A 12,050-nucleotide genomic window follows, 5' to 3' on the forward strand; every position below is an offset into this window, starting at 1 on the left:
CGACAGGAGAAGGACCATGGCCGACACGGCATCGCGAGCGATGACCCGCACGCAGGGACGCAGGGCATTCGACGCGTTCGGCGGACGGAATTCGGGTTCGCGTCACCCCTTGGTGGCCACGGCCATGGTCCTCCCTCTCGCGGCCCTGCTGGTCGTCGTATTCGGCGGCTGGGAAGCAGTGGTCACACAAGCGTCGTCCGTGGGCGTGATGCTGGGGCGCTGAGCGGCGTCCCAGGTTCGGGAGAGCGGCCCGAACCGCAGACATCCGGCCAACAACCCCGTGGGGACGGGGGTGCGGCGGACGGCAGCGTTTGGCCGGTCAGCTGGGGAGCTGACCGGCCATCGCGCTGTCCGGACCCGTTTTCCGGACCTGTTGCCGGTCTTTCGCCCACCCGTGCCGCGTAGGCTCCCGGCGGGAACACACCGCACCGGGGGACACCGCCGTGACCACATCCGCGAGCGCAGCCACGACCACGTCCGTCGTACGCGCGCTCACCCTCGCCGCCCGTCACGCCGCCCACCCGGACGCGGGCTCCCCGGCCGGGCCCGCGCCGGCCCGCCGCGCCTGCGGGTGCGAGGAGACCGTGCTGGCCGACCGGTCCGACGGCGTGGTCGTACGGCACGGGGCCGCCGTCGCCAAGGCCCACGCCCCCGACACCGACCCGGCGGGACACCTGGCCCGGCTCTCCGTCGCCGCCCATCCACTGCTCGCCGGAATCCTGCTGCCACCGCTCCCCGTGACCGCCCCGCACTCCGTGGGCCGTCCCGTCACCGCCTGGCCTCACGGCACCCCCGTCGACCCCGACCGCCCCGACGACGCGCCTTGGGAGGCGGCCGGGACCCTGCTGGCCCTGCTGCACGCCGTACCGCCCACCGCCCTCGCTCCGTTGTCCCTCCCGCCCGTGCGCGGCCCGCTCAAGGCCGCACAGGCCCTCTCCCGGATGCGGGCCGCCGGACCCCACGCGGCCGCCGCCGATGTGGAGCGCGCCTGGGCGGGGCTGCCGGCCTGGGCGAGGAACGAGGCGCCCGCACCCGTCGGCGGCTTCCTGTGCCACGGCGACCTCCACCTCGGCCAGCTCGTGCGGCACCCCGTGACGGACGGCCCCTGGCTGCTGATCGACGTGGACGACCTCGGACTCGGCGACGCCGCCTGGGACTTGGCCCGCCCGGCCGCCTGGTACGCCGCCGGACTGCTGGCCCCCGAGGAGTGGGAGCGCTTCCTCGGCGCCTACCGGACGGCGGGCGGTCCCGCCGTACCGCCGGACGGCGACCCCTGGCCCCGGCTCGACATCGCCGCCCGCGCCCTCACCGTCCAGACCGCCGCGCTCGCCGTCGCGAAATCGACCGAGCAGGGCCGTGAACCGGACGAGGTGGAGGGGACGATGATCGAGACCTGTGCCCGAATTGCCACACTCCCAACGGAGTTGGCGGCCGAGCCCTCGTCGTAAGGTGAACGGACCGTCGCCGGGAGGCATTCCGGCGATGCCGACCGACCGGCGAGGAGCTGACCCGACCAATGCAGTGCCCCAAGTGCCATGCAGCGATGCATACGTACAACCGCAACGGTGTCCAGATAGAGCAGTGCAGCGGCTGCCGCGGGATCTTCCTCGACTACGGCGAGCTGGAGTCCCTGACCCGTCTTGAGGCGCAGTGGGGACAGCAGGCCCCGCCCCCGCCCGCGGCCCCCGGCGGCTACCCCGCACAAGGGGCGGCCGGCTATCCCGCCGCAGCCGCGCCGGCTCCCGCGTGGGGCGCGCCGCACGGCGGTCACGGTGGGCACCACGGCGGTCACCACCGCCAGAAGGGCTTCGGCCGGATGCTCTTCTCGTCCTGAGCACCCCGCACACACGACGAAGCCCCCGGCCTGATCAGGCCGGGGGCTTCGGGCTGTGCGCGATACTGGGATTGAACCAGTGACCTCTTCCGTGTCAGGGAAGCGCTCTCCCGCTGAGCTAATCGCGCAGGGTTACCCTGCGTGTGTACTGCGTGCGCGATACTGGGATTGAACCAGTGACCTCTTCCGTGTCAGGGAAGCGCTCTCCCGCTGAGCTAATCGCGCGGGAATCCAGATGGATCCAGTGGACGATACTGGGATTGAACCAGTGACCTCTTCCGTGTCAGGGAAGCGCTCTCCCGCTGAGCTAATCGTCCTTGGAGGTGGAGACGGGATTTGAACCCGTGTAGACGGCTTTGCAGGCCGTTGCCTCGCCTCTCGGCCACTCCACCAGGAGTACGGGGGCCGGGAATCTATCCCCCAACTCGAGCGGACGACCAGGTTCGAACTGGCGACCTCAACCTTGGCAAGGTTGCGCTCTACCAACTGAGCTACGTCCGCGTGCCGTTTCCCGGTCCTCAACTCGCGGCCCGGCGACGTGGTGAACTCTAGCGGATTACGGGGCCAGTACAAAAACGCGTTTGTGCAGCGTGCTGCCGTGCGTTCACACTGCGGCACCTTCACGGCGCCCGCGTGACACTTCGTGGTGCGTCCCGTGAGCCGTCCTAGACTCATCATCGTGCCCGACCTCCCTCCGCTCGCCCGCTTCGGTGACCTCGTCGCCACCGATCTGCGCGATGTCACCCATGACCCGGAAGCCCTGGACTCCACCGGCTTCTGGGCTGTCGCCATGGACTTCGAGGGCCGTCTCACCTGCGCCCGGTTCGGCGACGTACGCCGCGAACCGGTGCCCCTGCCCGTGCCGGGGCAGTGGCAGGGCCCCGCGGCGGGCGACTGGACGTCGTCGCTCGACCGCGCCGCGTATCTCTCGGGTGTACGGCGCATCCGCGAACTGATCGCGGCGGGCGAGGTCTACCAGGCCAACCTCTGCCGTGTCCTGACGGCCCCGCTGCCCGACCCGGACGCGGCCGACGTCGACGCGCTGACCGCACTCCTGGCACGCGGCAACCCCGCCCCGTACGCCGGCACGATCAGACTGCCCGCCCGCGGCGTGGAGATCGCCACCGCGTCCCCGGAGCTCTATCTCCGGCGCGCCGGCCGCACCGTGGAGTCCGGGCCCATCAAGGGCACCGGGCGGACCGCCGCCGACCTGCTGGAGAAGGACCACGCCGAGAACGTGATGATCGTGGACCTCGTCCGCAACGACCTCGGCCGCGTCTGCGCCACCGGATCGGTGACCGTGCCCGCCCTCTGCGCCGTCGAGCCGCACCCCGGACTCGTCCATCTCGTCTCGACGGTGCGCGGCGAACTCGCCGAGGGCGCGGGCTGGCCCGGACTGCTGGCCGCGACCTTCCCGCCAGGATCGGTCACCGGCGCGCCGAAATCCAGCGCTCTGAAGATCATCGAGGCGCTGGAGACCGCACCCCGCGGACCGTACTGCGGCGCCGTCGGCTGGGTCGACGCCGACCGCGGCACGGCCGAACTCGCCGTCGGGATAAGGACTTTCTGGATCGAGCGGGACCCGCCGCACGGACCCGTCGTCCGGTTCGGCACCGGCGCGGGCATCACCTGGGGATCCGACCCGGAGCGGGAGTGGCGGGAGACAGAACTCAAGGCATCGCGCCTGCTGGCGGTAGCGTCGGGAGTGTACGAAGCGACGGGAAGGACCGGCTAGATGATGATCTGGGTCAACGGCGGACTGCGGGCGGCCGACGCCGCGCGGGTTTCCGTGCTCGACCACGGGCTGACCGTGGGTGACGGAATCTTCGAGACGGTGAAGACCGTCCAGGGGCGGCCCTTCGCCCTCACCCGGCATCTGGACCGGCTGACCCGCTCGGCGCGCGGTCTCGGACTACCCGACCCCGACCACGACGAGGTGCGCGCGGCCTGCGCCGCCGTCCTGGACGCCAACCCGGTGGACATGGGCCGGCTGCGGATCACGTACACCGGCGGTCTGTCGCCGCTCGGCTCCGACCGCGGCGACGCCGGCCCGACCTTGGTCGTGGCAGTCGGGGAGACGGAACGCCGCCCCGACACCACAGCGGTGATCACCGTCCCCTGGACGCGCAACGAACGCGGCGCGGTGACCGGGCTCAAGACCACCTCGTACGCCGAGAACGTCGTCGCCCTCGCCGCCGCGCGTGAACAGGGCGCCTCCGAGGCGCTGTTCGCCAACACGGTGGGGGACCTGTGCGAGGGCACGGGCTCCAACGTCTTCGTCGTACTCGACGGCCGGCTCCACACCCCGCCCGTCTCCTCGGGCTGTCTCGCCGGCATCACCCGCGCACTGACGGTGGAGTGGACCGGAGCCCACGAGACCCGTCTGCCGTTCGACGCGCTCGACCGGGCCGAAGAGATCTTCGTGACCTCGTCACTGCGCGACGTGCAGGCCGTCCACCGCATCGACGGCCGTGAGCTGCCCGGCGCCCCTGGTCCGGTCACGGCCAAGGCCATGCGTGTCTTCGAGGAGCGCGCGGCGGCAGATCTCGATCCGTAAAACCTGATGACGTGTGCCTGTCGGATGGGTAGAACTCCCCTGATGACCACGACTCTGCGGCCGACCGGGCCGCTTCAGAAGACCGACGACGGTATGGCGTCACGCGGCTACGAGGTGTGTGACAACAGCCGTCCAGTCGGCGTGATCGAACTCGGCATGGACGGCGCCTTCGGCACCCCGGCGGGTGTGCTGCGCCGACTGTGGATCGACGAGGCGGACCGGCGCCGCGGTCGCGGCACGATCGCCGTCCTGGCAGCGGAGGAGGTCCTGCGCGGCTGGGGCTGCGGCCAGGTGGTCGCGTCCGTCCCGGCCGGGGCCGAGGGCGCGCTGCGGCTGCTGGAGACCCTGGGGCACACCGAGCGCAGCAGGAACATGCTCAAGGAGCTGGACCGGGAGCCGCCCGTCCTGCCGGCCGGACTCGTGGGCAGACGGATGGAGGAGACGGAGTACGCGCTCTGGGCGGAGCTTTCGTTCGACGGCTTCCGGCAGAGTTGGGTCGACCGGGGGCTGCCGGAGGAACAGGCTCGGGCCAAGGCCGAGTCGAGCCGCCTCCAGCTCCTGCCGGACGGCCTCGCCACGCCCGGTACCTCGATCGACGTCCTGATCCGCGACGGAGAGGTGGTCGGCCATGTGTGGGTGGGTACCCGTGGGCTGAGCTCCGGCGTGGTCGTCCCGTTCGTCTACGACGTGGAGGTGCCCGAGGAGCAGCGCGGCAAGGGCTACGGCCGCGCGCTGATGCTGCACGCCGAGCGGATCGCCGGCGACACGGGGACCGCCCTGGGCCTGCACGTCTTCGCGGGCAACGCCCCGGCGATCGGTCTCTACGAATCCCTCGGGTACGTGACCACGCACCGCAACGTCTTCAAGGCGCTGCTCTGACGGGACACCGCGGGAGAGCGGGTGTCAGACCTCGGCGAGCAGCCGGTCGGCGATCTCCTCGACGCGCTCGCGCAGTCCGTCCTGGCTCTTGCCGCCGTCGAGCCGCTCGCCGCCGATGACATACGTCGGGGTGCCGGTCACACCGATCGCCTTGCCCTCGGCCTGATCGGCGTCGACGATCAGGGTGTGCCGGCCGTCGATCAAGGCGGTGTCGAACTCCTCGTCGTCCAGGCCCAGTTGGCGGGCGACGTCCAGCAGCAGCGGTTCGCCCCGGTCGGCCAGCTCCGTGTGGCGGGCCAGTACGGCCTCCGCGTACGCCCAGCCCTGGCCCTGCTCCACCGCCTCCTCGGCCGCCTGCGCGGCGGCGAAGGCGTGCCGGTGCTTGTCCAGGGGGAAGTGCCGCAGCCGTACGTCCAGCCGGTCGCCGTAGCGCGCCCGCAGTGCGCGCAGGTCGGCCAGCGCGGTGTGGCAGTCGGCGCACTGGAGCTCGCACCAGACGTCGAGGACGACGGGGCCCGCGGTGAGGGAGTCACTCATGAGGCCAGTCTTCCAGGTCCCCGGACCCCCTTCCGACCGGGACCTGGGGAGGAGACGAACCCCGGAGATCTCCCTGAGGTCCCTCCGGACCGTGGCCCCTACCCCGCCGGGAGGTGCAGGATGGAAGCGTCGACATGTCGGCCTGCACCGGCACGCGCGACGAGAAACGCCCTTACCGACGACGGCGCCAAGCCTGGAGGACCGGATGATTGCCGAGACCATTTGTTCCGCGGTGTCCGCTGCCGGGCTCGGCATCGCGGCGATCACCGCCTACCGCAAGCGCTTCCTGGCGGCAACCAGGATCGCCGCGTACTCGCTGGTGCCGGTCGCGCTCGTGATGACCGGAGTCGTCCAGTGGCTCGCCGACAAGGCGTTCAGCCCGACCGCGTGGGTGGGTGTCGGACTGCTCGGAGTCTCCTGGCTGCTCTTCATGACGACACGGATGGTGGAGCGGCGCGCGGGCGTCGGCAGCCGTAAGGAACGCAGGGCTGCGAACAAGGCGGCGCAGCGCGACGCGGTGGCGCCGGCCGCCTCCGCGCCCTCGCTCGGCTCGTCCGCGGCCCCCGCGGCGCAGCCGAAGGCGGCCAAGTCGAAGAAGCCCGCGGCCGACTCCGGCGACGATTTCAGTGATGTCGAGGCCATTCTCAAGAAGCACGGCATCTGACCGGGGAGGCTCCCGGAGCCCGGTCCGTCTCAGGGGGTGGACGTTTGCCGGGAATCTGACGAACTGGCCCCGCCGGGACGCGTGTTGGTTGTTCGGCGGACCGTGGCCTGCGTCATGATCACCCCGAGATGCTCGATACCTCACGGGGCCCAAATCCCGCACCCACCGAAGAGCCGCGCGGTTGTCTGTTCGCGCTCTCCCAGCCGCCCTTGATGATCTTCCTGGCGGTGATCGGCACCCTGCTGCTGATGGCGGCGGTCCACGATCTGTTCCTCCTGTGACGCTCAGCCGGCCGCTTCCTTGCGGCGTGCCCGGTAGGCGGCCACGTGCAGCCTGTTTCCGCAGGTCCGGCTGTCGCAGTAACGGCGGGAGCGGTTGCGCGACAGGTCGACGAAGGCGTGCCCGCAGTCCGGCGCCTCGCAGCGCCGCAGCCGTTCCTGTTCGCCCGCCACCACGATGAACGCCAGCGCCATGCCGCAGTCGGCGGCGAGGTGGTCGGCCACCGACGCGTCCGGGGCGAAGTAGTGCACGTGCCAGTCGTAGCCGTCGTGATCCGTCAGCTGCGGGGTCGTGCCGGCGGCGGCGACCAGCCGGTTGATCAGATCGGAGGCCTCACGGGGACCGGACGCGGCGAACACGTCGGCGAGGTGCGTACGTACCTCCTGTACGGCCCGCAGATCGCGGGGGCCGAGTTCTCCCACGCCGCTCACGCGGTGGGTCCGTGCGAAGCCGTACAGGGCCTCGACATCGGCGAGCCCGTCCGTGCCGTCGGGCTCGGCGATCGTGTTCACGAGACTGACGACGGTCTCAAGGGCGTTGCGGGTGTCGTGGGGGATCTGCACGATTGGCTCCCTGGCCTGCTGCGGACCGGTGCCCGCCGGGTTCCGCAGATCCTAGGGGGTGTCTCGCGGATCCTGCCGGGCTCGCGGTCCCTGGCACACGCGCTCGCCGCGTTGTCGCCGGTCGCCGACGCTCCGCGTTGTCGCACGGCGACGCCGTCGTCGCGGTGGTTCCGCGGCGACGGCGTCGCTGTCCGCCGTATGTGGTTGTCCGCACGGCGCCGTCTCCCCGAGTCGGACGACGCCGAGCAGTTCTCGGCCTGGCTCAGCTGTCGGCCAGGATGTGGGAAAGCTCTGTGTCGAGGTCGAAGTGGCGATGCTCGGTACCGGGTGGCACCGCGGCGTCGGTTCGCTTGAGGAAGGATTCCAGGGCTCGCGCCGGGGCCTCCAGCAGGGCTTCTCCCTCCGGAGAGCTGAGGGCGATGCAGACGACGCCTTGGCCCTGGCTGCGGGAGGGCCATACTCGGACGTCGCCGGTGCCGGTGGGCCTGTGCAGCCCCTCGGCCAGAAGGTCGCGGGCGAACACCCACTCGACCGTCTCCTCGGCTCCGGTGTGGAAGGTGGCGTGCACGGCATAAGGATCGGCCGTGTCATACCGCAGGCCCGCGGGTACAGGCAGTGAGGACTCGCTCGATACAACGAGGCGCAGGTGCAGCTCGCAGCTGACCGTGGTGTTCATAAGCGCCAGGGCCTTTCGCTCAGTGTGCGCTCGGGGATTCGCACGTCGGCGAAATCGACATGCCACCTACGGTGTCGTTGTAAACCCCTCTGTCTGTTTTGTGATCCTTCAGGTAGCTCGTACAGCGGTGTGTAACTTCGACTTATGCCGCCATTCCGGTGACGACTCGGCGTCGGGTAGGTTGGGTGTCATGCATGCGGAGAGTGACGAGCGGGGGGCTGTCGTCGTACCGACGGCAGAGAAATCCGCTGGAGAATTGACGGCTGAGCTGGCGGAGCGTGAGCTCGGCTCACGCGCTCCGGGCTTTATCAAGAGTTCGAAGACGCTTCATGTGAGCTGGCAGGTCGGGGTATTCGTCGTAGGGCTCGCGGTGGTTGTGGCGGGTGCGGCGATGCTGGTGCTGCCCGGTCCCGGCTGGCTGGTGATCTTCGGCGGTATGGCGATCTGGGCGACCGAATTCGTCTGGGCACAACTGGTGCTCCGGTGGACGCGACGCAAGGTCACCGAAGCGGCGCAGAAAGCGCTCGATCCCAAGGTGCGGCGGCGCAACATCATCCTCACCACGGTCGGTCTGGTGATCATCGCGGTGCTGGTCGGCATTTACCTCTGGAAGTTCGGATTGGCCATGCCGTGGAAGATCGACGAGTGACCGGGGGAGCGGTCCGGAGGGGCAACTGACATGGGGTAATGTTTGCCCCGCGTCCGGGCGATTAGCTCAGTGGGAGAGCGCTTCGTTCACACCGAAGAGGTCACTGGTTCGAACCCAGTATCGCCCACCCGGAATCGATGCCCCGGAGACTTCACCGTCTCCGGGGCATCGGTCGTTTCCGGTATGTGAATACCGGGCGCCGGCCCGTCAGCACATCCGGCCCAGGGACTCCCGGAGCCGTCTGGCGTCGTTGAGGTGCCGTTCGTAGGTCGCGCCCACCGCCAGGAGCAGCAGCCCGGCGAGCGCGGGCGGCAGCCAGCGCGGCAGGGCGCCCACGACCTGGACGATGTACGGCGCCAGCTCGTGCAGCGTGTCCAGCGCGAGCACGGTGCCACCGAGGACCAGCAGCGCCTGGAGCCGCAGCCGGGCGCCGACGAGTGTGACGGCGAGCGCGGCGATCCCGAGCGCCAGCGGGCGCAGCCAGTGAGTGTCGCCCCAGGCGGCGGCGAGGCTCGGCAGGAGCGTCGCCGCGAGGCCGGGGCCGTACGCCGTCCAGGACGACGCCTCGGGGTCGCCTCGGCGCCGCAGGACACCCACCACGAGCGCGGGGACGGTCACCGGCAGGGTGTACGCCTCCGGGGTGGCCACGTCGGACGCGTACAGCCGCACCCAGGTCGCCAGGACGAACAGCGCCGCAGCGAGATACCCGGCCGCCGGGCGGCGGTCCGGGCGCAGCGCGGTGCCCGCCGCGACGACCGCGCACAGAGCGAGTACGAGGGCGACTGTCTGCGGGCTGCCCGCGGCGAGGCCGAGGGCGAGCAGACCGGCTCCGGCCGCCGTCAGTTCCGTCGGCAGGGCCACGGGGTGGCGGCGCAGACGCGCGCCGAGCAGCGCGCCGGCGGCGGGTACGGCGAGGACGATGAGGGCGACGTGCTCGCGCGCCAGTCCGGCGGACGCGCAGAGCGCGCAGAGCAGGGCGACGGCCGTCACGACGGCGAGACAGGCCAGGACGGTCTGGAAGGACCGGGCCAGGAAGGCGGCCCGCGCCGCCGGGGTGGCTTCCGTGTCGTCGCCGGTCCCGGTGCCGGTCACGGCGGCGTTCAGGACCACCGCGGCGCCGCAGAACAGGGCGAGCAGCACCCCGAGGGTGACGAGCGTGGTCGTCTCGGTGGCCAGGGACAGCGGCGAGACACCGGCCGCGCCTGCCAATGCGCAGACCAGTGCCGTCGTCGAGACCGCCGGCAGCACCGCGGGATCGGGCCGTCGCGGTGCGCTCGGCAGGTGCGCGTACACCGCGAGGGCCAGCGTGCCCGCCGTGGTGACGAGGCCCGTCGCCACGGCCGTCGCGTACCCGAGGTCCAGCGCGGCCGGAAGGACCAGCACGGCGGCCCAGCCCAGGGCCGTGGCACCGGACAGCGCGGCGGGTCGCCAGGAGGCGGGGAGCCTGCCGTACGCGAGTGCGAGGAGCCCGGCGGCGATCAGCAGCACGAGAGGCGCCGTGGCCATCGCCGACCAACCCGGATCGGTCCCGGTCGCCTCCCGCGCGCTGCCGGGCGCCCCCGACCAGATGTCGTCCACCTGGGACACCGGACCGAGCAGCGTCACGGTCACCGAGGGCAGCGTCCACAGGACGGCCACGGTCACGACGGACCCGGCGGCGGTGCACAGCCCGCGCACCGCCGCGCGGGGCAGCGGAGCCCGTACGGCCGTCAACAGGGCCGCGCCGCACAGCAGATACCCGACGACGGCCCAGCTGAGGGGCACCGAGGGGCGCAGCACGCCGCCGGTCGCGACGGTCGCGGCCAGACCGGCCACCAGGGCGCCGGCGAACGCGACGTCGGGGACGCGGACCGCCACGAAGAGAGCGACACCGGCCCCGGCGAGCAACAGCGCGCCGGGGCGGGCGGCGTCGAGCGGGGAGCCGGCGGTCACCGAGAGCCCGCCGGCGATCAGCAGCGCCCAGCCGCCGGCCACCCAGGCGGTCACACCCGCGACGGACCGGGCCGGCTCCGGCTTGGTCCACAGCGCGACCGCGATGTCCCCGGCGGCGGTCGCCAGCAGCGCCCACGCGAACGTCACCTGGCTCGCACCGGCCGCCAGCGCCCAGAGCGGCAGCGGGAGTTGGGCGGTGAGGACGGCGGCGGGCAGGGGCGTACGGAGCCGGTCGAGGAGCAGCCCGTACGCGGCCCAGCCGGCGGCCAGGACGGCGCACACGGCGGCCGTGTAGCCGAGCGGGTCCGTGTCCGGGAGCGCGACCCGGTGCAGGGCGTAGGCGTCGAGGACCGTCAGCACCAGAGCCAGCGCGCCGACGGCCTCGGCGGTGGAGGTGAGCGCGCGGCGCAGCAGCAGGGCGGGCGCGGCGAGCGCGGCGGCGGTGACGCTGCCCAGCACGAGCGACCGGCCGCCGATGCCCATGGAGCCCCAGCTGACCACGGTGAAGGCGATCGCCGCGATGGTCAGCAGCACACCGCCCAGCGCCAGCAGGGCGTTCTGCACGCTCGGCGGGGACGTCTCGGGCGCGCGGGCGGCGGGCCATGCCGCCGGTGCGCGCGGTGGCTGCGGCGGTTGCGGTGCCACCGGCCGCTGCGGTGTCAGCAGCGCCAGCAGATAGGACCTGCGGGCGAGCAACTGCGCTCGGCGCGCGTCGATTCGGGCCAGCTCACGATCGAGGACCGCGAGCTCCTCGGCCGGACGCGGAACGTTCTCCATGGTCTCGGAGTGTGGTCCGTGCCACAGCACGGGCCATCGGCTCTCGTACTCAGATACGCGTGTGAGTACGTGCGCGGGAGCAGACTTGGGCCATGGACAGGAATCACTACCGCTTCCGCAGTGTCTGGGAACTCGACGCCGACCCGGACGTCGTGTTCGGTGTGCTGGAGCGGGCCGGTGAGTACCCCGACTGGTGGCCCCAGGTCCGGGAGGTCACCCCGGTCGACGAGCGCACCGGGACCGCGCGGTTCCGGTCGGTGATTCCGTACGACCTCCACGTCCGCGCCCGCGAGAGCAGGAACGACCCGCGCGCCCGCGTCCTGGAGATCGAGATGACCGGCGACCTCCAGGGCTGGGCGCGGTGGACCTTGAGCGCCCGGGGCGGTGGCACGAGCGCCCTGTACGAGCAGGAGGTCGACGTCAACAAGCCGCTCCTGCGGCGGCTCGCAGTGGCCGGGCGCCCCTTCTTCCTCGCCAATCACGCGCTGATGATGCGGTCCGGGCGGCGGGGGCTGCGGAAGGTGCTCGCACGGCGTCATACGGTTTGAACGAAACCCGCCGAGACCTGTATGGTTCAGTCCGTTCCCGGGCGATTAGCTCAGTGGGAGAGCGCTTCGTTCACACCGAAGAGGTCACTGGTTCGAACCCAGTATCGCCCACCGGGAAAGGCCGGTCCGTCGATGACGGACCGGCCTCGCCGTTC

At 71.6% G+C, this 12,050-nt stretch carries 14 protein-coding genes and 7 tRNA genes; 12 read left to right on the forward strand and 9 right to left on the reverse strand.

What is annotated here, in order from left to right; all coding sequences use genetic code 11:
- Nucleotides 1–16 precede the first annotated feature (16 nt).
- The 3 genes from ACFWHU_RS19895 (at nucleotide 17) to ACFWHU_RS19905 (ending at nucleotide 1,834) form a co-directional block, all read left to right on the forward strand.
- Nucleotides 17–223, forward strand: coding sequence for a hypothetical protein (locus ACFWHU_RS19895; RefSeq protein WP_078078277.1), 207 nt, complete (start codon nucleotides 17–19; stop codon nucleotides 221–223).
- A gap of 220 nt (nucleotides 224–443) precedes the next feature.
- Complete coding sequence (locus tag ACFWHU_RS19900; protein WP_387225994.1) at nucleotides 444–1,448, forward strand: phosphotransferase family protein; 1,005 nt, start codon at nucleotides 444–446, stop codon at nucleotides 1,446–1,448.
- 68 nt (nucleotides 1,449–1,516) lie between these two features.
- Entirely contained in the window at nucleotides 1,517–1,834 is a 318-nt protein-coding gene (locus tag ACFWHU_RS19905) for a zf-TFIIB domain-containing protein (RefSeq protein ID WP_385803518.1), read from the forward strand.
- Between the two features lie 56 nt (nucleotides 1,835–1,890).
- Here ACFWHU_RS19905 and ACFWHU_RS19910 read toward each other — a convergent pair.
- The 5 genes from ACFWHU_RS19910 to ACFWHU_RS19930 form a co-directional block, all read right to left on the reverse strand.
- Nucleotides 1,891–1,962, reverse strand: a tRNA-Val gene (locus ACFWHU_RS19910).
- Nucleotides 1,963–1,987: 25 nt separating this feature from the next.
- Nucleotides 1,988–2,059, reverse strand: a tRNA-Val gene (locus ACFWHU_RS19915).
- A 20-nt stretch (nucleotides 2,060–2,079) separates the two neighbouring features.
- Nucleotides 2,080–2,151: transfer RNA gene (locus ACFWHU_RS19920), tRNA-Val, on the reverse strand.
- Between the two features lies 1 nt (nucleotide 2,152).
- Nucleotides 2,153–2,226: transfer RNA gene (locus ACFWHU_RS19925), tRNA-Cys, on the reverse strand.
- Nucleotides 2,227–2,262: 36 nt separating this feature from the next.
- A tRNA-Gly gene (locus ACFWHU_RS19930) sits at nucleotides 2,263–2,335 on the reverse strand.
- Nucleotides 2,336–2,513: 178 nt separating this feature from the next.
- On the opposite strand from ACFWHU_RS19930, the gene ACFWHU_RS19935 reads away from it, so the two are divergent.
- The 3 genes from ACFWHU_RS19935 to ACFWHU_RS19945 are packed head-to-tail and all read left to right on the forward strand — an operon-like array spanning nucleotide 2,514 to nucleotide 5,270.
- Nucleotides 2,514–3,569, forward strand: a complete 1,056-nt coding sequence (locus tag ACFWHU_RS19935; protein WP_387225996.1) for a chorismate-binding protein — start codon at nucleotides 2,514–2,516, stop codon at nucleotides 3,567–3,569.
- Nucleotides 3,570–4,391, forward strand: a complete 822-nt coding sequence (locus tag ACFWHU_RS19940; protein ID WP_385803514.1) for an aminotransferase class IV — start codon at nucleotides 3,570–3,572, stop codon at nucleotides 4,389–4,391.
- 42 nt (nucleotides 4,392–4,433) lie between these two features.
- Entirely contained in the window at nucleotides 4,434–5,270 is an 837-nt protein-coding gene (locus tag ACFWHU_RS19945; RefSeq protein ID WP_387225998.1) for a GNAT family N-acetyltransferase, read from the forward strand.
- A gap of 24 nt (nucleotides 5,271–5,294) precedes the next feature.
- On the opposite strand, the gene ACFWHU_RS19950 is transcribed toward ACFWHU_RS19945, so the two are convergent.
- Nucleotides 5,295–5,807, reverse strand: coding sequence for a DsbA family protein (locus ACFWHU_RS19950; protein WP_387226000.1), 513 nt, complete (start codon nucleotides 5,805–5,807; stop codon nucleotides 5,295–5,297).
- Between the two features lie 205 nt (nucleotides 5,808–6,012).
- On the opposite strand from ACFWHU_RS19950, the gene ACFWHU_RS19955 reads away from it, so the two are divergent.
- Complete coding sequence (locus ACFWHU_RS19955) at nucleotides 6,013–6,471, forward strand: hypothetical protein (RefSeq protein ID WP_385803509.1); 459 nt, start codon at nucleotides 6,013–6,015, stop codon at nucleotides 6,469–6,471.
- A gap of 128 nt (nucleotides 6,472–6,599) precedes the next feature.
- On the forward strand, nucleotides 6,600–6,752 hold the full coding sequence (locus tag ACFWHU_RS19960) for a hypothetical protein (protein WP_385803507.1): 153 nt from the start codon (nucleotides 6,600–6,602) through the stop codon (nucleotides 6,750–6,752).
- Between the two features lie 3 nt (nucleotides 6,753–6,755).
- On the opposite strand, the gene ACFWHU_RS19965 is transcribed toward ACFWHU_RS19960, so the two are convergent.
- Together ACFWHU_RS19965 and ACFWHU_RS19970 are read right to left on the reverse strand one after the other, a co-directional pair.
- Nucleotides 6,756–7,313, reverse strand: a complete 558-nt coding sequence (locus ACFWHU_RS19965; RefSeq protein ID WP_385803506.1) for a CGNR zinc finger domain-containing protein — start codon at nucleotides 7,311–7,313, stop codon at nucleotides 6,756–6,758.
- 262 nt (nucleotides 7,314–7,575) lie between these two features.
- Nucleotides 7,576–7,989, reverse strand: a complete 414-nt coding sequence (locus ACFWHU_RS19970) for an SsgA family sporulation/cell division regulator (protein ID WP_078078286.1) — start codon at nucleotides 7,987–7,989, stop codon at nucleotides 7,576–7,578.
- Nucleotides 7,990–8,179: 190 nt separating this feature from the next.
- Between ACFWHU_RS19970 and ACFWHU_RS19975 the strand changes: the two genes are divergently transcribed.
- Together ACFWHU_RS19975 and ACFWHU_RS19980 are read left to right on the forward strand one after the other, a co-directional pair.
- Nucleotides 8,180–8,638 (forward strand): TIGR02611 family protein, encoded by a 459-nt coding sequence (locus ACFWHU_RS19975; protein WP_385803504.1) that lies wholly within the window; start codon nucleotides 8,180–8,182, stop codon nucleotides 8,636–8,638.
- 55 nt (nucleotides 8,639–8,693) lie between these two features.
- Nucleotides 8,694–8,765: transfer RNA gene (locus ACFWHU_RS19980), tRNA-Val, on the forward strand.
- Between the two features lie 80 nt (nucleotides 8,766–8,845).
- On the opposite strand, the gene ACFWHU_RS19985 is transcribed toward ACFWHU_RS19980, so the two are convergent.
- Nucleotides 8,846–11,347 carry an SCO7613 C-terminal domain-containing membrane protein gene (locus ACFWHU_RS19985; RefSeq protein ID WP_387226005.1) on the reverse strand — a complete coding sequence of 834 codons (2,502 nt, stop codon included), beginning with the start codon at nucleotides 11,345–11,347 and terminating at the stop codon, nucleotides 8,846–8,848.
- Between the two features lie 92 nt (nucleotides 11,348–11,439).
- Between ACFWHU_RS19985 and ACFWHU_RS19990 the strand changes: the two genes are divergently transcribed.
- Nucleotides 11,440–11,895 carry an SRPBCC family protein gene (locus tag ACFWHU_RS19990; RefSeq protein ID WP_385803500.1) on the forward strand — a complete coding sequence of 152 codons (456 nt, stop codon included), beginning with the start codon at nucleotides 11,440–11,442 and terminating at the stop codon, nucleotides 11,893–11,895.
- Between the two features lie 39 nt (nucleotides 11,896–11,934).
- Nucleotides 11,935–12,006, forward strand: a tRNA-Val gene (locus ACFWHU_RS19995).
- Nucleotides 12,007–12,050: the final 44 nt, after the last annotated feature.

The sequence above is a fragment of the Streptomyces sp. NPDC060366 genome (assembly GCF_042725135.1).
GTDB lineage: Bacteria > Actinomycetota > Actinomycetes > Streptomycetales > Streptomycetaceae > Streptomyces.

Excerpts from the sequence above, each read along its gene's own strand:
- ACFWHU_RS19895 (WP_078078277.1), top strand. The coding sequence starts at position 17 with ATGGCCGACACGGCATCGCGAGCGATGACCCGCACGCAGGGACGCAGG.
- ACFWHU_RS19960 (WP_385803507.1), top strand. The coding sequence starts at position 6,600 with ATGCTCGATACCTCACGGGGCCCAAATCCCGCACCCACCGAAGAGCCG.
- ACFWHU_RS19990 (WP_385803500.1), top strand. The coding sequence starts at position 11,440 with ATGGACAGGAATCACTACCGCTTCCGCAGTGTCTGGGAACTCGACGCC.
- ACFWHU_RS19975 (WP_385803504.1), top strand. The coding sequence starts at position 8,180 with ATGCATGCGGAGAGTGACGAGCGGGGGGCTGTCGTCGTACCGACGGCA.
- ACFWHU_RS19985 (WP_387226005.1), bottom strand. The coding sequence starts at position 11,347 with ATGGAGAACGTTCCGCGTCCGGCCGAGGAGCTCGCGGTCCTCGATCGT.
- ACFWHU_RS19970 (WP_078078286.1), bottom strand. The coding sequence starts at position 7,989 with ATGAACACCACGGTCAGCTGCGAGCTGCACCTGCGCCTCGTTGTATCG.
- ACFWHU_RS19950 (WP_387226000.1), bottom strand. The coding sequence starts at position 5,807 with ATGAGTGACTCCCTCACCGCGGGCCCCGTCGTCCTCGACGTCTGGTGC.
- ACFWHU_RS19940 (WP_385803514.1), top strand. The coding sequence starts at position 3,570 with ATGATGATCTGGGTCAACGGCGGACTGCGGGCGGCCGACGCCGCGCGG.
- ACFWHU_RS19955 (WP_385803509.1), top strand. The coding sequence starts at position 6,013 with ATGATTGCCGAGACCATTTGTTCCGCGGTGTCCGCTGCCGGGCTCGGC.
- ACFWHU_RS19945 (WP_387225998.1), top strand. The coding sequence starts at position 4,434 with ATGACCACGACTCTGCGGCCGACCGGGCCGCTTCAGAAGACCGACGAC.
- ACFWHU_RS19905 (WP_385803518.1), top strand. The coding sequence starts at position 1,517 with ATGCAGTGCCCCAAGTGCCATGCAGCGATGCATACGTACAACCGCAAC.